This window comes from Mycobacterium sp. SMC-2 (assembly GCF_025263485.1).
Classification (GTDB): Bacteria; Actinomycetota; Actinomycetes; order Mycobacteriales; family Mycobacteriaceae; genus Mycobacterium.
The window spans coordinates 2,984,049-3,006,107 of record NZ_CP079863.1 but is presented as its reverse complement, the minus strand read 5'-3'; the positions used below and the strand labels follow the sequence as shown (position 1 = coordinate 3,006,107).

18 protein-coding genes and 2 pseudogenes are annotated in these 22,059 nt (G+C 66.8%); 5 read left to right on the top strand and 15 right to left on the bottom strand.

Annotated elements, in window-relative coordinates:
* Positions 1-55: 55 nt before the first annotated feature.
* The 11 genes and pseudogenes from KXD96_RS14380 to mutA all read right to left on the bottom strand — a co-directional run bounded on the left by KXD96_RS14380 (position 56) and on the right by mutA (position 15,397).
* The gene (locus KXD96_RS14380) at positions 56-1,330 is read right to left on the bottom strand and encodes a glycosyltransferase (RefSeq protein WP_260736469.1); all 1,275 of its coding nucleotides are present in this window, start codon (positions 1,328-1,330) and stop codon (positions 56-58) included.
* 377 nt (positions 1,331-1,707) lie between these two features.
* Positions 1,708-2,975, bottom strand: a pseudogene (locus KXD96_RS14375) (glycosyltransferase).
* Positions 2,976-3,098: 123 nt separating this feature from the next.
* Complete coding sequence (locus tag KXD96_RS14370; RefSeq protein WP_260745380.1) at positions 3,099-3,926, bottom strand: TylF/MycF family methyltransferase; 828 nt, start codon at positions 3,924-3,926, stop codon at positions 3,099-3,101.
* A 308-nt stretch (positions 3,927-4,234) separates the two neighbouring features.
* Entirely contained in the window at positions 4,235-5,236 is a 1,002-nt protein-coding gene (locus tag KXD96_RS14365) for a class I SAM-dependent methyltransferase (RefSeq protein WP_260745379.1), read from the bottom strand.
* 63 nt (positions 5,237-5,299) lie between these two features.
* Positions 5,300-6,418 (bottom strand): NAD(P)-dependent oxidoreductase, encoded by a 1,119-nt coding sequence (locus KXD96_RS14360; RefSeq protein ID WP_260736468.1) that lies wholly within the window; start codon positions 6,416-6,418, stop codon positions 5,300-5,302.
* Between the two features lie 59 nt (positions 6,419-6,477).
* Entirely contained in the window at positions 6,478-7,365 is an 888-nt protein-coding gene (locus KXD96_RS14355) for a TylF/MycF family methyltransferase (protein ID WP_260736466.1), read from the bottom strand.
* Between the two features lie 225 nt (positions 7,366-7,590).
* Positions 7,591-8,610 carry a sulfotransferase family protein gene (locus KXD96_RS14350; protein ID WP_396876618.1) on the bottom strand — a complete coding sequence of 340 codons (1,020 nt, stop codon included), beginning with the start codon at positions 8,608-8,610 and terminating at the stop codon, positions 7,591-7,593.
* Positions 8,611-8,836: 226 nt separating this feature from the next.
* Positions 8,837-10,123: a serine hydrolase domain-containing protein gene (locus tag KXD96_RS14345; protein WP_260736464.1), complete on the bottom strand. Its 1,287-nt coding sequence runs from the start codon at positions 10,121-10,123 to the stop codon at positions 8,837-8,839.
* 52 nt (positions 10,124-10,175) lie between these two features.
* Positions 10,176-11,167: pseudogene (gene meaB, locus KXD96_RS14340) on the bottom strand (methylmalonyl Co-A mutase-associated GTPase MeaB).
* Between the two features lie 91 nt (positions 11,168-11,258).
* Positions 11,259-13,514, bottom strand: coding sequence for a methylmalonyl-CoA mutase (gene scpA, locus KXD96_RS14335; RefSeq protein ID WP_260736461.1), 2,256 nt, complete (start codon positions 13,512-13,514; stop codon positions 11,259-11,261).
* A gap of 5 nt (positions 13,515-13,519) precedes the next feature.
* Positions 13,520-15,397, bottom strand: coding sequence for a methylmalonyl-CoA mutase small subunit (mutA, locus tag KXD96_RS14330; protein WP_260736460.1), 1,878 nt, complete (start codon positions 15,395-15,397; stop codon positions 13,520-13,522).
* A 155-nt stretch (positions 15,398-15,552) separates the two neighbouring features.
* On the opposite strand from mutA, the gene KXD96_RS14325 reads away from it, so the two are divergent.
* From KXD96_RS14325 to KXD96_RS14310, 4 genes are all read left to right on the top strand, one after another.
* Positions 15,553-16,320: a TVP38/TMEM64 family protein gene (locus KXD96_RS14325; RefSeq protein ID WP_260736459.1), complete on the top strand. Its 768-nt coding sequence runs from the start codon at positions 15,553-15,555 to the stop codon at positions 16,318-16,320.
* Between the two features lie 137 nt (positions 16,321-16,457).
* Positions 16,458-17,249, top strand: coding sequence for a S1 family peptidase (locus KXD96_RS14320; protein WP_260745165.1), 792 nt, complete (start codon positions 16,458-16,460; stop codon positions 17,247-17,249).
* A gap of 99 nt (positions 17,250-17,348) precedes the next feature.
* Positions 17,349-17,615 (top strand): hypothetical protein, encoded by a 267-nt coding sequence (locus tag KXD96_RS14315; RefSeq protein ID WP_260745164.1) that lies wholly within the window; start codon positions 17,349-17,351, stop codon positions 17,613-17,615.
* A gap of 53 nt (positions 17,616-17,668) precedes the next feature.
* Positions 17,669-18,085 carry a nitroreductase family deazaflavin-dependent oxidoreductase gene (locus KXD96_RS14310; RefSeq protein WP_260745377.1) on the top strand — a complete coding sequence of 139 codons (417 nt, stop codon included), beginning with the start codon at positions 17,669-17,671 and terminating at the stop codon, positions 18,083-18,085.
* Here KXD96_RS14310 and KXD96_RS14305 read toward each other — a convergent pair.
* Genes KXD96_RS14305 through KXD96_RS14295 form a run of 3 tightly spaced genes read right to left on the bottom strand, consistent with a single transcriptional unit; the run spans position 18,082 to position 20,067 of the window.
* Positions 18,082-18,438, bottom strand: coding sequence for a DoxX family protein (locus tag KXD96_RS14305; RefSeq protein ID WP_260745163.1), 357 nt, complete (start codon positions 18,436-18,438; stop codon positions 18,082-18,084). The genes KXD96_RS14310 and KXD96_RS14305 overlap by 4 nt on opposite strands.
* Before the next feature lie 9 nt (positions 18,439-18,447).
* Positions 18,448-19,593 carry an SPFH domain-containing protein gene (locus KXD96_RS14300; RefSeq protein WP_260745162.1) on the bottom strand — a complete coding sequence of 382 codons (1,146 nt, stop codon included), beginning with the start codon at positions 19,591-19,593 and terminating at the stop codon, positions 18,448-18,450.
* A 36-nt stretch (positions 19,594-19,629) separates the two neighbouring features.
* The gene (locus KXD96_RS14295) at positions 19,630-20,067 is read right to left on the bottom strand and encodes an NfeD family protein (protein WP_260745161.1); all 438 of its coding nucleotides are present in this window, start codon (positions 20,065-20,067) and stop codon (positions 19,630-19,632) included.
* Between the two features lie 57 nt (positions 20,068-20,124).
* On the opposite strand from KXD96_RS14295, the gene KXD96_RS14290 reads away from it, so the two are divergent.
* The gene (locus KXD96_RS14290; RefSeq protein WP_260745160.1) at positions 20,125-21,051 is read left to right on the top strand and encodes a hypothetical protein; all 927 of its coding nucleotides are present in this window, start codon (positions 20,125-20,127) and stop codon (positions 21,049-21,051) included.
* On the opposite strand, the gene KXD96_RS14285 is transcribed toward KXD96_RS14290, so the two are convergent.
* Entirely contained in the window at positions 21,048-22,058 is a 1,011-nt protein-coding gene (locus tag KXD96_RS14285) for a ferrochelatase (protein WP_396878668.1), read from the bottom strand. The genes KXD96_RS14290 and KXD96_RS14285 overlap by 4 nt on opposite strands.
* Position 22,059 lies beyond the last annotated feature (1 nt).

Genomic DNA, 22,059 nt, shown 5'->3' with positions numbered 1-22,059 from the left:
AGTCTTAAGGCACTCGAGAGCCAGGAGGCCCCACCGTTGGGCTGCCCATCCGTAATCAGCGTCGAGCAGTGCGAACGCAATGTTCTGACCGGGCGAAATTCTCCAGCAGGTCGACGGCGCGGCCGACGCTGTCGGCGGGTTTCGTCATCTGCGACGCGATGTCGCGCGCGCGAGCGACGTAATCCTCTGCGAGGATCTCCCGCAGGTCCCCGACCAAAGATTCACGGGTAGTGGTCGAAAAGCGCCGGGCCTTGCCCACTTTCAGTTGTTTGATATGGGCTCCCCACATCGGCTGGTCGCCGGCCGTCCAGAGGATTAGCGTGGGAACCCCGGCACGCAAGCCCGCGGCCGTGGTGCCCGAGCCGCCGTGGTGCACGACCGCGCGGCACGCGGGAAAGATCGTCGTGTAATTCACCACACCCACTACCTTGACGTGGTCGAAGTGCGGAACATTGCTGAAGTCGCTCCAGCCGGAACAAATCAATGCCCGCTCACCCAATTCCGCGCAGGCGGATGCGATCATCTTGACAGTGTCGGCCGGGGATTCCGCGACCGGCATGCTACCGAAGCCAAAGCATATCGGGGGCGTTCCGGCGCCAATCCACGACAAGACCTCGTCTTCGGCGCCCGTTGGCAATTCCATCGTCAGCGAGCCGACGAAAGGCCGTTGCTCGCCCCATTCACGCCATTCGGCGGCCAACCCGGGGAAGCACACCTCGTCGTACGCCTGGATCTCCAATGATCCGCGTTCGGGTATCCGACGGGGCGAGGCAACCGTGGCCGTAGGAAGGCCGAGCTCACGTCGCTGCCTGTCCTCGGCCTTCTTGTTCATGCGCCAACATAGCCAGTCGTACAGGGCCATTCCACGGCGAACCACCGGTGCCGGCAGCATCGGAATGAGCTCGCCATTCGGGCGCATTGGGATGTAATGCAGTGTGGCCATTGGTATGCCGTAGTAGTCCGCGACGTTGATCGCGAGATCCTGATACAGCTGGCCGGTGAAGATCAGATCGGCCCCGGCCGCCACCGACATCAGTGCCGAACTCATCTGCGACCAGTTCCGGAGCACGGGCTCCCAGGCTTCGCGGACCAACTTGACCGGGCCGCGGACGAGGTTCCTCCAAAAGTCGCGGATGAACTCGTCGCTCCAGAAGTCGTGCATATCCGGCCCATAGGGGATAGCCCCGAGCCCAGCTGACTGAGCAAGGTCAACGAGATTGGGTGGAACGGCCATGCGCACCTCATGGCCCCTGCGCATCAGTTCCCGACCGATTGCTACGCACGGCTCGATATCGCCGCGCGTCCCGTAGCTCGCCACAGCAAATTTCATCGCGCTGTTACCTTAATCACTTTCCCTGCGCATAGGCAATGTCATCTGTAGCGTCTTTAGTCTCTTATGTGGCTGCTCTCGACTGGTCGTTAGGATCACTAGGCGTTCGCTGCTGGTCGCGTTGTAATGGTCTTTCGGCAGCGGTGGCCAGGCGGATAGCAATGTGGTGCGCACAGAAACGTGAAGTATTCAAGTGCGGCGAAGCCACATTCATCGGCCTATCCCCCAAATTCATCGGCCCGGCCCCCCGACATAGAACTACCGCTATTCATGGGCGCTTTGACGTTCTACCCAGGCATCATCGGCTGATCGCGTTTCAGTCTGCCAGATGGTCGGCATCGTGTCTTGGAAACGGAGAGCTGACGACCCCGGCAGGGTCAGGCCCGACTCCTCGAGCGGGCGAAGTCTTCCACAAGATCCGCGGCCTTGATGACGCTGTCGGCGGGTTTGGTCATTTGTCCGGCAAGCCCGCGGGCGCGGTCGACGTAATCCGGGGCGAGGATCCGGCGCAGATCCGCGACCAAAGATTCCCGGTTAGTGGCCGAAAGCGCCGTGTAGTGCCCACTTTCAGTCGTTTCAGCTGAGCGCCCCACACGGTCTGATTGACGTCCATCGACAACACCAACGTGGGCACTCCGGCCCGCAGACTCGCGGCCGTAGTGCCCGAGCCGCCATGGTGAACCACCGCGCGGCAGGCGGGAAACACCGCCGCGTAATTCACCGCGCCGACCACCTTGACGTGGTCAGCAGGGACCACGCCGCTGAAGTCACTCCAGCCGGCACAAATAAGCGCCCGTTCGCCCAACTCCGCGCAGGCCGAGCCGATCATGGCGACCGTGTCCGCCGGAGATTCGACGGGCATGCTGCCAAAGCCGAAGCAAATCGGCGGTGTCCCGGCGGCGATCCACGACGCCACGTCGTCATCGGCGTCGGTGGTCAACTCCATCGTCAGCGCCCCGACAAAGGGGCGTTGACCATCCCATTTCGCCCATTCGGCGGCCAATCCGGGGAAGCAGACCGCGTCGTAGGCCTGGATCTCCAGGGATTTGCGTTCGGCGATCCGTCGTGGCGAGGGCCCTGTTGCTTTAGGCAGCCCCAATTGACGGCGCTGCGCGTCCTCGGGCTTCTTGTTCAGGCGCCAAGCCAGCCAGTCGAACGCCGACATTGCGGAGCGGGCCAGCGGTGCCGGCAGGATCGAAACGGCCTGACCGTTCGGCCGCATCGGGACGTGATGCAGTGTGGCGAACGGAATGTCGTAATACTCCGCGATGTTTGCAGCGGGCTCTTGGTAACTCTGCCCGGCGAAAAGCAGATCCGCGCCCTCTGCCAGCGACAGCAGCGTCGTGTTCATTTGCTCCCAGCACTGGTCGCTGAGGTCCCACATTTCGCGCCACATGCTGCGCATCTCCCGAATCCTCCAGAACCTGCTGAAGAACGACGTCCAGAAGTTGCGGTACACGTCCAACCATGCCTGGCTTTCCAGCCCGTAAGGCGCGGCCGGCAAGCCTGTTGCCTCGGTGAAGCCAACCGAATCGGGCGGGACGGCCAGGCGCACGTCATGCCCTCTGCGCTGGAGTTCCCGGCCGACAACCACGGAAGGCTCGATGTCACCGCGAGTTCCGTAGGCCGCCAGCACAAATTTCATCCCGAACTCGAGCCTTTCAATCGGGCCGCCGGAGGCAGTAGCGGGCAGATATCACTTACGATATCGGCCAATTGCGGCACCGAAGTGGGCGGGTACGGCGATAGCGAAGGAAATCAGCGGTTCTTATTCCTTGCGCCATAGCACTCCCGTGCCGTCTATTTCGACGATGCCCGTGGTGATGCCGTGCTGCTCGCGGTAATCCGCGACAGCCTGCCGACACGCCTCGATCGCGTGGTAGTCGTCAATGATGCAAAAGCCCCCCGAAGACAGCCGCGGATAGAACGCGTCGAGCCCTTGAATCGTGGATTCGTAAAGATCACCATCAAGCCGCAAAACGGCGATGCGCTCGATCGGAGCATCCTGCAGCGTGTCCTTGAACCAGCCCGGAACAAAGCGAACCCGATCATCAAGCAACCCGTACCGCTCGAAATTCACCCGGACCTCCGCCTCCGGGACCCCCAGTATCCTGGCGTGCCGGTGCAGCGTAATCCCTTTGTCTGCCTGGTAATGCACGGTGTCTGGGGGCGGCACACCCGCGAACGAATCACATAGCCACACGCATCGCGTCTCATCCCCATAGGCCGCCAAGACGGCACGCATCAAAATTGAGGCCCCGCCGCGCCACACGCCACACTCGACCAGATCCCCCGGAACGTTCTCCTCGAGAACGGTCTCGACACATCGCTGCAAACTGGTCAGCCGCTGCATGCCGATCATCGTCAAGGCATCCGCCGGCCAATCCAGCCCCAACTCGCGCGCGTGCTGATTGAACGGACGCTTACGCACCAGCAGGTAATTGCGGGTACTGAACAGCGGGCGCCCCAGCCGCTCATACCCCACCGGCACCAACTCGTCGTCCCCATACCGGGTGAGGTTGCGCCGGAGCAGGTCGAGATACGCAGACCGCGTGTCGACGAACGAGGATCGCCGGTCGCGATCAGTTACGGTCAAGACTTTCTCCAATGCCGCATGAACAAACTCCCGATGATCAGCCTCGACGTCTGTTGACGCCACCAATGCCTTCCGTCTACCCGCCCGGCTGGCCTCCCCAACCTAGACCATTGACGGAGCGGCTGGCCGATCGCCTGATTTGCTCCAACCGCTCACTGCCCACCATCATATGCGCCGTAAGGTCATCGCGTGGTCACCGTCGACAGCGGGCACCGCACGGCATGTCAGGGCGTAGAGGTTTGCCGGAATCCGCCGCGACGCAGTGGGACAACAACCAGCCGCACCCGCCCATCAGGGACCGTCGCACGTCACCTGGCGCGCAACACGAAGCCGGTCCAGTCGCCACGGCCTTGCCGATTGAGGCTTTCCGCGCGCTTTTGCCAGGCCCAGATTTGCTTGGGCCCGACGGCCCGCAGGACCTTCCAAAACATCGCGGGGTCGGTCAGCGGAATATCGCGTTTGTAGGCTTCACTTCCGATGAATTGCAAAAAAGTCGCGTCGTCGAATGTTTTATCGACTCGCAGCCCAACTTTGTCGGCCGCCAGCGCCATTCCCTCTCGGGACGGTATAGCGATATGGCGAGGCGCGTCGATGTTGACCCAGTCGCTCCCATAGATAGTCCACGCTTCCGAAGAGGTCGTTGGCAGGCGAACCAGGCACGCGCCGCCGGGAGCGAGTTTCTCGTATGCCGCCTCGAGCGTCGCGACGAAATCGGGCACGTGTTCGAGGGAATGATTGAACATAATCAAATCGAATTCCCCGGTCACCTCGCTCAGATAGCGCTTCATCAGCGGCACCCCGTGGCGAGTCTGGCCATCGGCCGCCAAGAACGGATCGGCACCGGACAAATTGTTAAATCCGACCCTCGCCAGCCTGTCGAGTAGCACACCCCCGCCACAGCCCACGTCCAATATTCGCGAGTCCCGTGCAAACCCCAATTGACCCAGCACTTTAACGACATCTACGCTTGCATCCTGCGCGCCAATGAGAGAGCGGAGGCTAGGTGAAAGCGCCGATAGTAACGCCCCGACCGGACGGCCCCCAGCACCCAATGCGAAACGATCCTGCTGCGTAGTGAGCCACCGACGCATCCTCGGCTCAGCCGAAACGTCGAAAGAGTAATAATCCGAGGGATAGAAGCGCGCGAGCTCATCGTCTTCGAGCGCGTTGACAATCTGTAGCGTTTCGCAGGCCGCACAGCTGAAATACTCGAATTGCTCTCGGGTGCCGAAAAACATCTCGCGGACGGAAAGGGTACGGTGCGGACCAGTCGATCCGCACAGCCGGCACTCGTTGGTGACTTCGCTCACTTCACTCTTTCCCATGAAATTCTCCCCCGAAGCCGGTGGTGGATTCCCCGGCTTGGAGCGGCGTCAACGGCGCCCGGCATGTTCTCCTACGGCACTACCCGCTGGGAGCGTGGAATCGCTTGTCGCAGAAAGAGAATCCTGCTCACCGATCCATCCGAGCAGTGCATGCAGACCCTCGTCGAGCGCCCACTTCGGACGCCAGTCGAGCTCCTCTTCCGCCGGTTCGATGTCACAGCTCGCGGCGCGTACGTCACCGTCGCGGAATTTCGGGACTACGACGGGTTCGGGGGCGCCGCACATGGTTGCGACCTTCTGGGCCAGCTCATGGATGGTCGTCGGGCGGCCCGATCCGATGTCGAGACAGCGCGGCTGGGTCGCGGGCCGCTGCACCGCGCTAAACAACGCGTCGACGACGTCGTCGATGTAGACGAAATCGCGCACGATGCGGCCGTCCTCGTAAACCTCCAACGGATGTCCTTCGCGTGCAAGACGCGCGAAGAGAGCGACTATTCCCGTGTACGAATTCGTCAGCGACTGACCCGGCCCGTAGACGTTCTGCAGACGCAGCACACTGAGGCTGGCGTCATGCGCGGCCGTCCAGGCCGCCAGAAGGTGCTCCTGGGCGAGCTTGGTCGCGGCGTAAACATTGGTGGGCCTGGGTTCCGTTCGGTCGGCGCAGCTCGCAAGCGGGATGGCAGCTTCGCCCGTCGGCCCTTGCGGATCCCAGACGCCGGCGAGCAGCTGGGCATGACTGCGAGGCCGCGGATAGAAGGTATGCGTGCCGCATTGCCACGCACCCTCGCCGTAGATGGCCCTCGACGAGGCCAGCACGAGTTGGTCCGGCACCAGTTCCGAGCGGCTCAGGGCGTCAAGAAGCTGGGTGGTGCCGACCACGTTCACCGAGCCATGGCGCGTCGCCTCCGAGAGCGACTGCGCCGTGCCCGTCTCGGCCGCCAAATGGACGATCTGGCAAGGGCGGAACAACCGCAGCACCGCATCCCAGTCGGGTGCGTGAGCGACATCGCCGGTGAACAACCGCACGGACGGCGGCAGGTCGATCGGCCGATTACCACCGTGTACCTGCGGGTGCAGGACGTCCATCACGGCGACGTCGTAACCGGCCTCCACAAGACGGCGCGACAGGGCTGACCCGATGAACCCGGCTCCCCCGGTGATGAGCACGGAGCCTGACAAGAACCGACGCCTTCCGTTCGAGTGCAATGAATGATGTGGCCGAGGAATCAGCTGGATCCCTGGTACGCCCGAGTGATGGGCGCGCGGTCTGCGGTGGATTCTCGTGCCGGTTTGATCAATAGGCCCTGGCCGGTGGGCAACGCACAGATCGGCACGTCCAGCTCACGCGCCAATTCATCCATCGCGAGGCGCTGCTCGTCGAACCCTCGGTAGGCGTAGTCGTCGAGCAGCACGAAAGCGCCGGGAGAAAGGCGCGGCCAGAAAAAGCGCAGGGCGGCAACCTCCGGGGGAGCGCAATTCATGTCGATGTGCAGGAACGCAACCGCGCGGGCATCGACCTGGTCGAGCGTTTCCGGGATTGAGCCGACGATGATGCGTTGGTTCTGCCACTGAGCGAAATTGGCCCGCACACTGTCAACGCCGCTGACATACATCCCGGTGCGCAGGTGATGCTCGCTCCTTTGGAGATCCCCGGCATTGCTGTCCCCGGCTACGCTGAAGCGCGGGTCGAGGCCCGCGAAGGTGTCGAGCAGATAGAACGTCTTGCCCAACCGATCCCAATCGAGGTATTCCATTACGGCGCTGCTCAAGAACCCGTAATTGACGCCGCACTCGACGAAATCGCCGTCAAGCTTGCTGGCGCTGGCCGCCGCCCACAGTCCGACGTGGACGCGCCAATGCCACTGGTACCAATCCTGCCCGCCGAGGGCGCGCGCCCCTCGCTCGTAGGCGCGCTGGAATGCCGGATCGTCCAGGAAAGCGTGGCGGTGGAAACTGATCAACCCGTCGTTGGCGTAGACATCGGGTAAAACTTTGCGCGCAATCGCGTACTCGGTGCGCACCCACCAGAGCAGGAGGCGGGCCCTCAGAGACAGGGGACGTGAGGAGGATGACGCCCCTGTGCGCTTCACGGCAGCGCGTCGACTCTTGCCCATGGCGCCACAATAGACGGCGGCCGTGCGCCATCGCCGTCGATCGTCGTATCTTGCCTCAAGCGCATGTCGCCTGGGCCCAGGTTCGGCGGCGCCGATGAGCCACCGCGACGGCTTCCATCACATCGCTTTTGCATATTTGTTTTGTTGCTTAACATTTCATCGCCTCGGCGCAGACATCACTCGCGCTCGACATTTGCTGGATGAGAACCGTCAGCGGCAGGACCTCTAGGCCCAGGTGCCCTTGCGACGGTGAGCCAGCGCGACGATTTCGAGCAATGGCTTCGCGATGGACGGCCTCAGCAGCCTGGTGGTGACGCTGTTGGAATGGCGACGGGCGTCTTCCAACGCCAACCGGAAATCGTGTTCACTGGCCCGATAGGCCTCGAAAACGCGGTCCAGCGTCGAGACATCCGGCGGTCCGTCCAGCGCGGCCGCGTGCATGGCCTCATAGACCGCCGACATCCAGTCGGTGCCAAAACGATCGACCACCGGGCCGCAATCCCGGTTGCGCCGCAGATCAGGAGTGAGAAAGTCGTCGACTGCGCTTTCATCCTCCGTGCTCAGGTCGATCTCCAGCGCGGAGGAGATCCGCTTCACCTCCCGGCGCCAGTCCCCGAGGAGCTGGGTGTATTCAACGAAGACCCGGGGCACGTCGCGCGAGTGGCGCTCGGCCAGCAGGTTCCCTTTCAACCACAGGGAGCTCGCCAGTTCCGGGGATGCCCCGGCGGCCTTACCGAGCGACGCGATGACCTCCTGCGGATGACGCACCGCGATGACGACCGCGACGTCGAGACCCGCCCGACGCGCCGCCTCGAACCACATCTCCGACAGCACAACAATGTTCAAGTCCTTGATGACCAGCAGCGGTGCGGCCGGCAGCGTCTCGAGGTAGGCCGTGATGTCGGCGGTACAGGCCTCCCTCTCCACCTCGGTGAAGGCATCCTCCTCCAGCACGCGCAGCGACGGGTCCCACCAGGCGCTGCCGCGGCGCTCCAGGATTGACCTGTTGAGCAGCAGCGACGCGCGCGGCTCCCAGTAGCCGCGCTTGTTGGTTTCGTCGGCCCCCATCATCCCGGCCGGAAGCGCGGCGCCGCATAACGAAAGAACGCGGGTCAATGCCGACGTCCCCGACCGGCCCATCCCCAAAACGAACAAAGCGAGCGGCCGCGTTTCGGCTGAACGTTCGAGGAGGCTGGCGGAGCCGGCGATACTTTTGGCGGGTCTAGTGGTGCGGGCCAATCTCATCCAGCTTCCAGCCTTCCAGTTTCGTGCGTGTCTACGCTCGGGGGTCTCGCGGCATTTTACCGATTGTTCGACTTTGCGGGCTGGTTCTATAAACACGCGTCTAGATTTGTAAACGGTATGGAGCAGATGTGTAAATCAGCAGCGTCGGGCTGCTGACCTGGACTTTCCGCTACCCCGTCCCTACGGCGCCGCGCCGGAGCGCGATCCGACGCATCCGGTGAGGTCGTTAGCCCGCGACGGCTCCCGGCTCGAAGAACGGCGCCCCGTATTCGGTCACCGGCTCGAAGCCGCGTTTGCGGGCTTTCTCGGCGGCCTTGCGGATCAGCGCGTAGATGCCGACGAACGCCGCGTGGTCGGTCATCACGAACGGTGTCAGCAGCCGGTTGTGCACCAGCGAGAAGGCCACCCCGCTCGCCGGGTCGGTCCAGCCGAGCGAACCGCCCAGCCCGACATGGCCGAAGCCGGGCATCACGTTCCCGATGGGCAAGCTGTGGTAGCCCAGGTGGAACGCCAGCGGCACGAACAGGTTTCGGTCCGGGCGCAGGCTGCGCCGCCCGGTCAGGCCGGCGACCATCTCGCGGGACAGGAACCGGATGCCGTCGACCTCGCCGCCGTTGGCGATGGCTCCATACATCCGCGCCAACCCGCGGGCCGTCACCACCCCGTTGGCCGCCGGGATCTCCGCATCCAGCAATGGGATATCACCCTGCACCGCGGAGACCATGCCCGGGAAGTACATGGACCGGAATCCCCCGGACAGCTCGTTGGCGACCTTGCGCGTCACACAGCTGAGGACCGGGTTCCGCACGAGGTTCTGTGGGGCGACGATCTGGGCGACCCGGGTCGGCGCCCCGGCCGGCGGGCGACCGAGATACAACCCGTCGGTGCCCAACGGTTCGGCGAGCTCCTCGCGGACCAGCACTCGCATGCCTTTTCCGGTCACACCCCGGGCGAGCCCGGACATCAGCCAGCCGAAGGTCAGCGCGTGATACGCGGGCTTGCCCAGCAGCCGCCCGGGCGCCGCCGCGGCCAGGCGCTCTTCCATCACGACGTGGTCCAGCAAGTCTTCGGAGCTGGCGCCGCGCAGGCCCGACAGGCCCGCAGCGTGCCTCATCACGTCGCGCACGGTGAGCTTTGCCTTGCCGTTGGCACCGAACTCCGGCCAGTACTCGGCCACCGGCGCCTCGTAGTCGATCAGGCCACGGTCGGCCAGCCGGTGAATGACGGTGGCGGCCATTCCCTTGGTCGCCGAGAAGACCATCGGGGCGCTGTCGGCCGACCACGGCGTGTGGCCGCCGCGGTCGGACCAGCCCGTCCAGACGTCGACGACGGGTTGGCCGTCGAGATACACCGCCAGCGCGCCGCCGCCGAACCGGCGGGCGGGAAACATGCTGGCGAAGCTGCGAACGACGCATCCAAAGTGTGAGTCCGCCGCGCCGGACACACGGTGACCTGCGTCAGGGTCATCGTGGACACGGACCGCGCGGCGATCGACTCGGGTTTCCACCGTCACAACTTCGAATTTACTTCGATTTCACACCTTCCCGGAGCGAAATCTAGATTGTTTACCTATCCGTTAGTCTGACGCAGCCGTTAATATTTGCTCGGCCGCCAGCGCGGGGGTCAGCTCCCCCGCTTTGACCCGGCGCTCGACCTCGGCGCGCATCTTGCGCACCTTCGGGTTGGACAGCACCCGGTCCAAGACCGTGTCGCGGACCATCTGCCACGTCCAGTCGACCAACTGGGCGCGCCGGCGCGCCTCGAACTCCCCGGCCTCGGTGAGCACCTGACGATGACGTTCGATGGTCTCCCACAACTCCTTCAGGCCGGTCCCCTCCATCGCGCTCATGGTCAGAACGGGTGGCCGCCAGAGTGTTTCACGCGGATGTATCAACCTGATCGCAGAGGACAGTTCGCGGGCGGCCATCCGCGCCTCGGCAACGTGCTCGCCGTCGGCCTTGTTCACCACCACGATGTCGGCCAGCTCCAGCGCGCCCTTCTTGATGCCCTGCAGCTGATCGCCGCTGCGCGCCAGGGTCAGCAGGACGAACGTGTCGACCATGTTGGCAACGGTCACCTCCGACTGACCGACGCCGACGGTCTCGATGATGATCACGTCGAAACCGGCGGCCTCCAACAACACCACGGTCTCGCGCGTGGCCTTTGCTACGCCGCCCAGGGTGCCCGACGTGGGCGACGGCCGGATGTAGGCATCCGGGTGCACCGCCAGGCGCGCCATCCGGGTCTTGTCGCCGAGGATCGATCCACCGCTGCGCGTCGACGACGGGTCGACGGCCAGCACTGCCACCCGGTGGCCTTGCTCGATCAGATGCATGCCGAGCGACTCGATGGTGGTGGACTTGCCCACCCCGGGGGTCCCGGTGATGCCCACGCGATGCGCATTGCCCGAGTCCGGCGTCAGCTCCAGCAGCAGCCGCTGCGCCTTCTCGTGATGGTCGGCGCGGGTGGACTCCAGCAGCGTGATGGCTCGCGGCAACGCCGCACGGTCACCGGCCCGAACGGCGGCGGCCAATTTCTCGACGGTCTGGCCGCTCATGACGCCGGCACCGGCACCGCGAGAGTGCAACTGGCGACGCATTCGCCGAGTAACACCGTCGCTAGTTGCACTTTCGCGCGAAGGAATCCGGTCACTGGCCCAGGTCGTAACCCAGCCGCTCGGCGAGCTTGTGCAGCAAGCCGATCGCGGCGTCGGCGATCACCGTCCCGGGCGGGAAGATGGCGGCGGCCCCGGCCTCGTACAACTCGTCGAAGTCACCGGGCGGGATGACCCCGCCGACCACGATCATGATGTCGGGCCGTCCCACCTCGGCGAGCGCGTCGCGGAGTGCCGGCACCAGCGTCAGGTGGCCGGCGGCCAGCGACGAGACGCCGACGACGTGCACGTCGTTGTCGGCGGCCTGCCGGGCCACCTCCTCGGGCGTGGAGAACAGCGAGCCGACGTCGACGTCGAACCCCAGGTCGGCGAAGGCCGTCGCGATCACCTTCTGGCCGCGGTCGTGACCGTCCTGGCCCATCTTGGCCACCAGAATCCTGGGCCGGCGCCCGTCGGCCTCGGCGAACTTCTCGACTAGTTCGGTGGCGGTTGCGATGTTGGGGGCCTTTCCGGCTTCGTCACGGTAGACACCGGCGATGGTGCGGATCTCCGCCTGGTGCCGCCCGTATACCTTTTCCAGCGCGTCGGAGATCTCCCCGACCGTCGCCTTGGCCCGGGCGGCGTTGATCGCCAGCGCCAGCAGATTATTACCCAGCCCGTCCTCACCGGCGCGGCCGTGTGCCGCGGCGGCCCGGGACAGCTCGGCCAGGGCGGCCTCGACGGCTTGGGGATCCCGGCCGGCCCGCAACTCTTTCAGTTTGGCCAGCTGTTCGGCGCGCACCCGGCTGTTCTCGACCTTGAGCACCTCGACCTCTTGGTCCTCTTCGACCTGATACTTGTTGACGCCGATCACCGGCTGCATCCCGGAGTCGATGCGGGCCTGGGTGCGCGCGGCCGCCTCCTCGATGCGCAACTTGGGAATGCCGTCGCTGATGGCCTGGGCCATGCCCCCGTGCTCGGCGACCTCGGCGATGTGGGCGCGGGCCCGCTGCGCGAGCTGATGGGTCAGCCACTCCACGTAATACGAACCGCCCCAGGGGTCGATCGGTCGCGTGGTGCCCGACTCCTGCTGCAGCACCAACTGGGTGTTGCGCGCGATCCGCGCGGAGAAGTCCGTGGGCAAGGCCAACGCCTCGTCAAGCGCGTTGGTGTGCAGCGACTGGGTGTGCCCCTGGGTGGCGGCCATCGCCTCGATGCAGGTGCGCGCCACGTTGTTGAAGGCGTCCTGCGCGGTGAGCGACCAGCCGGAGGTCTGCGAATGTGTGCGCAACGACAGCGATTTCGCATTCTTCGGGTTGAACTGGGCGACCAGCTCGCTCCACAACAGCCGACCCGCCCGCAGCTTGGCGACCTCCATGAAGAAGTTCATCCCGATGCCCCAGAAGAACGACAGGCGCGGCGCGAACTTGTCGATGTCCAGGTCGGCGTCCAGGCCCGCCTTGATGTAGTCGACGCCGTCGGCCAGTGTATACGCCAGCTCCAAATCGGCGGTGGCGCCGGCCTCTTGGATGTGATAGCCCGAGATGGAGATGGAATTGAACTTCGGCATCTTCGCGCTGGTGTAGCCGAAGATGTCGGAAATGATGCGCATCGACGGCTTGGGCGGATAGATGTAGGTGTTGCGCACCATGAATTCTTTGAGGATGTCGTTCTGGATGGTGCCCGCCAGCTTCTCCGGCGGCACCCCCTGCTCCTCGGCGGCCACCACGTACAGCGCCAGGATCGGCAGCACCGCACCGTTCATGGTCATCGACACGCTAACCGTCGACAGGTCGATGCCGTCGAACAGCTGCCGCATGTCCAGGATGGAATCGATTGCCACACCAGCCATTCCGACGTCACCCTGCACGCGGGGATGGTCGGAGTCGTAGCCGCGGTGGGTGGCCAGGTCGAAGGCCACCGATAGGCCCTTCTGACCGGCGGCCAGGTTGCGGCGGTAGAACGCGTTCGACTCCGCCGCGGTGGAGAACCCCGCGTACTGGCGGATGGTCCACGGCTGGTTGACGTACATCGTGGGGTACGGGCCGCGCAGGAAGGGCGGTTCGCCGGGGAAGCTGTTCAGCGGGTAACCGCCGGCCACCGCGGCGGCCCGGTCGGCGCCGATGTAAACCGGTTTGACGGTGATGTCTTCGGGCGTATGCCATTCGAGCTGATCGGGCGTGTACCAGTGCGCCGCCGCGGCCGCGGCCACGTGCTTTTGCACGGCGGCTTCGGTGGGCGGCGGCAGCGGGCGCTCGCCATTCAGCGGTACCTCGGCGAAGTTGCCGATCACGGGTGCGGTCGTGGTCATTAGGGCTACGCTCCCAGTCGAGTGAGCAGGTTCGAAAGGGCTTCGACCGCATCGATTTTCGCGGTCAGGAACTCGTCGGGCCGGTGTTCGGCGTCGCCCACGGACTTCTCCGGTCCGGCCAGGTAGACCCTCGACACGCCGGCGGCCCGGGCCGCTTCGACGATCGCCGCGGCCTCGTCGGCGTAGCGCTTGTCGGTGCCGCAGATGACCGCCGCGCTCGGCGATCCCGCGTCGGCGACGGCCTTCGCGACACCGGTGGCATCGACCGTTCCGGGGTTGACGGCTTCGATGCCGCCCGACGCCAACAGGTTGGCCGCGAACGTGGCGCGGATGTTGTGCTCGGCCAGCGGGCCCAACGGGAGCAGCAGCACCTGCGGGCGTGCGCCGGTGCGGGCCAGGAAGGCATCGGAGCGGTCGCGCAGCGCCTCGAACGCGGCGGCGTAGCGCCGCAGGTTGCCGGCGGCCAACGGGGTGACCGACGAATCAGCCTGCGGCAGAGCCGGTTCAGTGAGGTTCGGGAACTCGTTGACACCGGTGATCGCGGTGCGGCGATGCGCGACGTCGTCGGCGCGTCGCGCGGCCACCTCGGCGATCCGGTCGGCGACGTAGTCGCGCGCCTCGACGAACCCGCCGCGCGCCTCGACGGCCTGGAAGTGCTCCCAGGCCTGCTCCGCGAGCCGCGCGGTGAGGTCCTCGACGAACCACGACCCACCGGCGGGGTCCAGCACCCGGCCGACGTGCGACTCCTCCAGGAGCAGCAGCTGGGTGTTGCGGGCGATCCGGCGCGCGAAGCTTCTCGCCGTGCCGGGGAAGCCGCCCGGGATCGCCACGTCGAACGGGAGGACCAGCACGGTGTCGGCGCCGCCGACGCCCGCGCCGAAGGCGGCCAGCGTGCAGCGCAGCATGTTCACCCACGGGTCGCGTTGGGTCATCATCGGCAGCGACGTTTCCGCGTGCACGGTGACGGCGCCGCCGTCCGGGTCGCCGACGACCTCGGCGACCCGCGCCCACAGGCGCCGCACGGCCCGCATCTTGGCCAGCGTCACAAACTGGTCGTCGTCGGCGGCCATCCGGAAACTGATCTGCCGCAACGCCTCACCGACCGACACACTCGCTTCGGTGAGCCGCCGCAGGTAGCCCACCCCGGCGGCCACGGTGCCGGCGAGCTCCCAGGTCGCGTTGGCGCCCAGGTTGTGAAAGGCGGGCCCGTCGACCGTGATCGCCCGCACGCCGCGCTCGCGGGCCGCGCGCGTGGCCACCCCGACGACCTCGTCGAGCGGGGGCGCGGGACGGTCGCTCAGCGCCGCGGTGAGCGGGTCGCCGCCCAGGTCGATCGAGATCAGTTCGCGCTGGTCCGCCTCCACCCGGGACGCCATCGCCAACAAGACGTCGGCGGCGGCGGAGTAGTCCGCGCCCGCGTCGACGATGACCGGCACCATGCTCAGGTACACGCCGTCCAGGGCCTCCTCGAGCTGGCCGGCCGTCACACCGGACTCGCCCACCCGCAGCACCAGCGCGCTCGCGCCGTTGCCGAGCGCCTCGAGCACCGCGGCGTTGACGTCCTTGGCCGCCACCCCGGCGACGCGGTCGGCCGGGAACGCCTCGGCCACCTTCCAGCCGGACTTGACGTCGCGCAGGGCGTCCGCGCCCCGCACGTACGGCCACTCGCCCGGCAGCGGCGGTTCCGGCAGCTCGTCGAGCGCGGTGTACAGCGCCCGGATGGCGATGCCGTCATAGGTCGGGGTTTCCAGCAGCCGCTCGGGCTGGTCACCGAGTTCCTCGGGGTCCTTCCGGGTGCTTTTCGACAGCACGCCGGCGACCGCACTGCGCCAGCGCCCGCGAACCTGTTCTAGTTCGGCGAGTTCGGGTACATCAATGGACACCGATTGCTCCCTTTTCCCAGCAAATGGGGCCTGCGACTTACTAATGAGGCTAATTGATCGGGCCTGGCGGCAGAAAACCGCGCGGCCCAGCGTTGCGAAGAAACGCCAGCGTCGGGAAACGAGTTATTCACCTGCGCCCCGTAACCTCTACAGGCGTGACGGCTTCCGCCACCTGCAGAATCAACCGGACGCTGCGCGACCTCGGCGGCGCGCTGGCCGCGACCGCGCGTCTGCTGTCGCGGCCCCGGGCGATCGCCACAGTGGTCGGTATCACACTCTTGATCGCCGCCGCGTCATGGCTGCCCCTGCCCACGCCGGTGCAGATGCGCGACTGGGCCCAGTCGGTCGGCCCCTGGTTCCCGTTGGCGTTCCTGGCCGCGCACATCGTGGCCACCGTGGTCCCGGTTCCGCGCACGGCGTTCACCCTGGCCGCGGGGCTGCTGTTCGGCGCGCTGACGGGTGTGGCGCTCGCGGTGGTTGCCAGCACCGCGAGCGCGGTGATCGCGCTGCTGCTGGTGCGCGCGGCCGGATGGCGGCTGAACCGCCTGGTTCGCCATCGATCGATCGACACGGTCGACGAGCGCTTGCGGCAACGGGGCTGGCTGGCCATCTTGTCGCTGCGGCTGATTCCCGCCGTGCCGTTTTCGGCCATCAATTACGCGGCCGGCGCGTCGACGGTGCGCCTGCTGCCCTACACCCTGGCCACGCTGGGCGGCCTGCTGCCGGGCACCGCCGCCGTGGTGATCCTCGGCGACGCGCTCGCCGGCCACCCCAACTCGCTGCTGTACCTGGTTTCGGTATGCACGGCGACCCTGGGTCTGACGGGCCTGGTGATCGAGATCCGCCACTTCCGCCGCCACCACCGCCGCGCGCACAGTTCCGTCGGCGACGAGCCCTCCCCCGAGCCGGCCATCGTCAGCTAAAAAATCTGGCCAATCGCGGTGGCTGCCAAGCCGAAAGCTGGCAAGCTGGGATCACAGACTTACCGGCATCGCGCTCAAAAAGGGGGAGGGTGTTGGCCGGAATCCAGGTGCCCTACCCGACGCCACAGCGTTCCAGGATGCATTCCGCGCTGTTGGCGATCGCGGCACTGTGCTGCGCCCTCGCCTTGGTCGCCGCCGTCGGCCGGCTGTCCAGGAACGCCATCCCGGCCCAGGAACCCGCCCCGCCGCCGCTCCTGTCGCCGATCGATCTGCCCGCGTCGAGCGCGGTCGGCCCCGGCGCGGGCATCTACGTCGAGTACGCGGACGGGTCGGGCGGAATGGGCTGCACCGCTGGGTTTTTGGTGCGAACCAGCACCGGTCAGTCCGGTGTCCTCACCGCCGGCCACTGCAACCGCCCCGGCGAGGCCAGCAAGGTGACGATGAACCTGGGCGGCGTCCTCCCGTACGCGACGCTGGGCACGTTCAACCAGACGGTCAGCGAGGGCGTTCACGACGAGCAGCACGACATCGGCCTGATCATGCTCAACGGCGACAACGTTCCGCAGAATCCGGCCATCGGGGGCTCCTTGCCGGTCTCCGGCGTCGCCGGCAACGTAGAGCCCGGCCAGGAACTCTGCAAATTCGGCATGGGCTCCGGCGAGGCCGCGTGCGGACAAATCACGGACGTCACCGACAGCAAGGTCGTGTTTACGGCGCCCGGCCAATGCGGCGATTCCGGCGGCCCCGTCTATCTCAACGAAGGTGACGGCACCGTTCGCGCCGTCGGCATCCTCATCCGAGGGGGCGACCCCTACACGCCCAAGCCGGGGTGTTCTGCCCCGGCGAAATTCTCGGTCGCCGAGCTGATCCAGCCCTGGCTGGACCAGTGGCGTCTCACCGCGGTGACCGCCGCGTCCGCGTCCCGCTGACACATCGTGCCGCCGTCACGATCCGCCGAATCGTGGCGGCGGCGGCCTTTTCGCCAGTAGCGTCTCGGTTACCCACATCCGACGACCATGGAGAGCTACATGACCTCGGACAACACCGGAACCCGCCGCTTCCCGAGCGGCATCGCCATCGTCACCGGGCTGGCCGGCCTGGTACTCGGCGCGCTCGCCACCTTCGCGATCACTGGGCTGGTCTGGACGGTCCGGGTGCAGCTTCCCCCGCCGCCCTACCCCTCACAGCTGTCGTCGCAGTCGGCCGGCGGGGGCGGCTGCGTCCTCTCGTCGCCGCCATCCCCCACGTCCGCGCCGGCCGTCGTGCCCGCGCCCCCGCCGCCACCGCACGCGTAGCGGTGTCGCTCCTTCCCGAACTCGCCGGGCGGCTGCTCCGCTCGCGCCGACTCATGCGCGCGCCGATCTGGCTCTTCAAGGCCCGTGCGGGCGTGCTGTTCGGATCGCGGATGCTGATGCTCGAGCACACCGGTCGCAAGTCGGGCGCGCGGCGCTACGCCGTTCTGGAGGTCGTCGACCACCCCACCCCCGCGACCTACGTCGTCGCCTCAGGTTTCGGCCGAAAAGCGCAGTGGTTCCGCAATATTGAGGCCGACCCGCGCGTGCGTGTCTACGCCGGCAGCCATGCGCCCAGAGGCGCCACGGCCCGGGTCATGACCCAAGACGAGGTGGACGGCACGCTGGCCACCTACCGCGGCCGCCACCCGAGGGCGTGGGAGCGGATGCGGCCGGTGCTGGAGGGGACGCTCGGCGCTCCGATCACCGACACCGGCGCACCGCTGCCGCTGGTCGAGCTGCGCCTGGACTAGCTGCGGTCGGGGCCCTTCGCCGTCATCACGGCGAACGTGGCCAGGAACACCGCCGCCGGCAGGGTGTTGACGACCTTGTCGCGTACCCGGATGTGCGCGCCCAGTGCGAAGACGAAATAGACCGTCAGCATCGCCGTCGTCACCCGTGCCAGGGCCGGGAAGCGGGTGACCGATAGCAGGCCCACGGCGGCGGCCGCCTTCACCACCGGCAGCACGGGCCGCACGTTCTCCGGCAGACCCACGTCGTCCAGGACCTTCTTGATCGGGGCGACCTGGACACCGCATGCCACCGCGTCCACGGCGTGGAAGGCGCCGAGCGCCACGTAGGTCTTCGGCGAAGTGAAAAGGCTCATGGGGCAATCCTATTGACCCAACTGCGGCGGCGCTCCCGGGGTCGTGCCATCCACCGGTTGCCGGGCGATCGCCTCGGCCTTGGCCACCGCCTGGGCGATCGCGGGGTCGGTTTCGGTGGAGAACCAGTCGGCGACCTCGGCGTCGTCGTCAGCGCTTGGCTTGGGCGCGTCGTCGACCGGGGACGGCTGGAACCGGAACACCCCGTCCTCGCCCGGGGTGCCCAGCAGTCTGGTGAACCCCTGCAAGGCGGCGCTGAAGTCGCTGGGCACCACCCACACTTTGTTGGCGTCACCGCGCGCCATCTCCGGCAACGTCTGCAGGTATTGGTAGGCCAGCATCTCCGGGGTGGGCCGGCCGGCCTTGATCGCGGCGAACGTCTTCTCGATGGCCTTGGCCTGCCCCTGCGCCTGCAGGTACGCCGCGGCGCGCTCACCCTGGGCGCGCAGCACACGGGACTGCCGCTCTGCCTCGGCGGCCAGGATCGCCGCCTGCTTGGCGCCCTCGGCGGCCAGGATCTGCGCCTGCTTGGCGCCTTCGGCCTGTGTGATCGCGGCCTGCCGGTTCCCTTCGGCGGTGAGGATCATCGCCCGCTTCTCGCGGTCGGCCTTCATCTGCTTTTCCATCGAGGCCTGGATGGACGGCGGCGGGTCGATGCTGCGCAACTCCACCCGGGCGACCCGCAGGCCCCAGCGTCCGGTCGCCTCGTCGAGGACGCCGCGCAGTTGACCGTTGATCATGTCGCGGGAGGTCAGCGTCTGCTCGAGCGTCATGCCGCCCACCACGTTGCGCAGCGTGGTGGTGGTGAGCTGCTCCACGCCGACGATGTAGTTGCTGATCTCGTAGACGGCCGCCTGCGGGACGGTGACCTGGAAGTAGACCACGGTGTCGATGTTGAGGGTCAGGTTGTCCTCGGTGATCACCGGCTGCGGCGGGAACGACACCACCCGCTCACGCAGGTCCACCCGGGCGCGGATCCGGTCGATGAACGGCACCAACAGAGTCAGCTGACCGCTGACCGTCCGGCTGTATCGACCCAGCCGCTCGATCACCGCGGCCTCGGCCTGCGGTATCAGGGCGACCGACTTGGCCACCACGACTATGGCGAATATCACCAGGACGGCCAACAACACCAGACCAGCAACCGCACCTTGCACGGGAGTTCCTCTCTCTCACAGCGCCTTTCGCAGCCGTCATGGACTGCTCTTGAACACCACCGCCGTGGCGCCGTCAATTTGCAAGACGGTCACCGACTCCCCCGGTTCGTACACATCGTCGTCGTTGAGCGGACGCGCCGTCCACACCTCGCCGTCGAGCTTCACCCGGCCGTCGTGGCGGGAAATCCGCTCGAGCACCAAGGCGTTCTTGCCCTGCAGCGCCTCGATGCCCAGTTGCGGTGCGTGCGGGGGCGTCAGTCGCCGTCGCAGCGCGGGGCGAACCGTCACCAAAAGCAGAACCGAGACGATCAGGAACACCGTCCCGTCCGCCCACACGGGCCAGTCCGTCAACCAGCTGGTGACCGCCGTGGCCAATGCACCGCCGCCGAGCATCAGCAAGAACATATCGCCCGTCAGCGTCTCCGCACCGGCAAGCACCAGCGCGAATATTAGCCAAAGCACCGCGGCGTACATGCGGCCAGAATACGCGTGATCCGCCTTTGCCGGGCAAAACAACTACACTGCGGAATCGTGTGTTGTCCCAGTGTCTCGCTGTCCCTGTGGGCCAATGCCTGGCTCGCGGGCAAGGCCGCGCCCGACGACGTCCTGGATGCGTTATCGGTATGGGCTCCAAAGCAATCGGTGACCGCGTATGATGCGGTCGCCGCGGGTCACACCGGGCTGCCCTGGCCCGATGTACACGACGCCGGGACGGTGACGCTGCTGCAGACGCTGCGCGCCGCGGTGGGCCGATCGGCGCCCCCTCGCGACGGCCAGGGCGGGCTGCCCGGGACGATCAATGTGGTTTTGCCGGTGCCCGGCGATGTGCGCGGGCTGGCCCCGGGGACGCAGTTCGAGAGTGACGCCCTGGCCGCGGGCGAGGCGATCATCATCGCCAACCCGAACGATCCCGCGACCGCCGTCGGGCTGGTGCCCGACTTCTCCTACGACGAAGAGGCGGCGGACTTTCCGGAGTTGTGCGCGCTGTGCTGGACGGTGTACTCGCTGCCGGGCGCGCCGGTGCTCGACCACTACGAGCTCGGGGACGCGGAATACACGCTGCGGTCCGCCGTCCGGTCGGCCGCCGACGCGCTCGGCGCCATCGGGCTGGGATCGGCCGCGGCCGACGTCGACGATCCGCGCGGGCTCGTCGAGCAGCTGCTGGAATCCGCACGGCAGCACCGGATTCCCGACCATGCGCCCTCCCGGGCGTTGCGGGTGCTGGAGAACGCCGCACACGTCGACGCCATCATCGCCGTCAGCGCCGGACTTAGTCGCTCCCCCGACTCGCCGGAGCGTTTCACGGCGCCCGTCGTCGCCGGCCCCGAGCCGTTCGGCACGCAGTCGTCTTCGGAGGCTCGCATCGCCAGCGACGCGTTGCGGCCGTTGACCGCCGTGGTGCGTTCGGCGCGGATGGCCGCCGTTAACGCGATCCTGCATTCGGCCTGGGCTGATTAGCCGTACTCGACCGCGACGCAGTGCGGCGGACGGCACGGCGGGCCGTTGACGCTGGCAAGACAACCGGGCACCGGGTCCGGGCCGGCCACCCGGGCCGGGCTCCGGCCGGTGCGCAGCTCGTCGACCAGATCGGCGGCCAGCCGGGCGAATCGGCGATCCGCGTTGGGCGTAGCGGCCCGGGCGAACGCCATCCCCGCCGCCTCGGCTTGGGCTCGCAACTCCTCGTCGAGATCCCACACCACCTCGATGTGGTCGGCGACGAACCCGATCGGGCAGACGATGACGGCCTTGGTGCCCGAGGCGGCCAACGCCGTCAGATGGTCCTCGACACTGGGCTCCAACCACGGCACCTGCGGCGGACCCGAACGCGACTGCCAGGCCAGGTCGTAGTCGGCGTATCCAGCCGCCGCGGCGACCAGCCTTGTGGCATAAGCGACTTGGCGGCTGTACAGCCTCGGGCCGAGGCGCTGGTCGGCGGCCACCGGGACCGAATGCGCGGTGAACACCAGCCGCGCGCCGGCGGGCACGGTCTGCGCCGCGGCCGCGACGGCGTCGGCGAACATCTCGACGAAGAGCGGGTGGTCGAAGTACCGCCGCAGCTTCACCAGCTCCGGCGCGCCCAGCCCGGCCGTCTTTCGTGCCCGGGCGATGTCTTCGGAGTACTGCGTGCAGCCCGAATGTCCGCTCCACGCCGACGTGGTGAAGACCGCCGCGCGCTGAACACCGTTGTCGCGCATGGCCGCAACCGTGTCTTCGACGTACGGTTCCCAGTTGCGATTGCCGAAATAGATTGGCAGGTCCAGTTCCGCCTGCAGCTCGGTGATCAGGGCGCGGTTGATCCCGTTGATCGGCGACACCCCGCCGAAATGCAGGTAGTGCTGGGCGACGTCGTCCAGCCGTTCCGGTGGCACGTTGCGGCCGCGGGTCACGTTCTCCAGGAACGGCCGCACCTGCTCGGGGCCTTCCGGCCCGCCGAAGGACAATAGCAGGACGGCGTCGAAATCCATT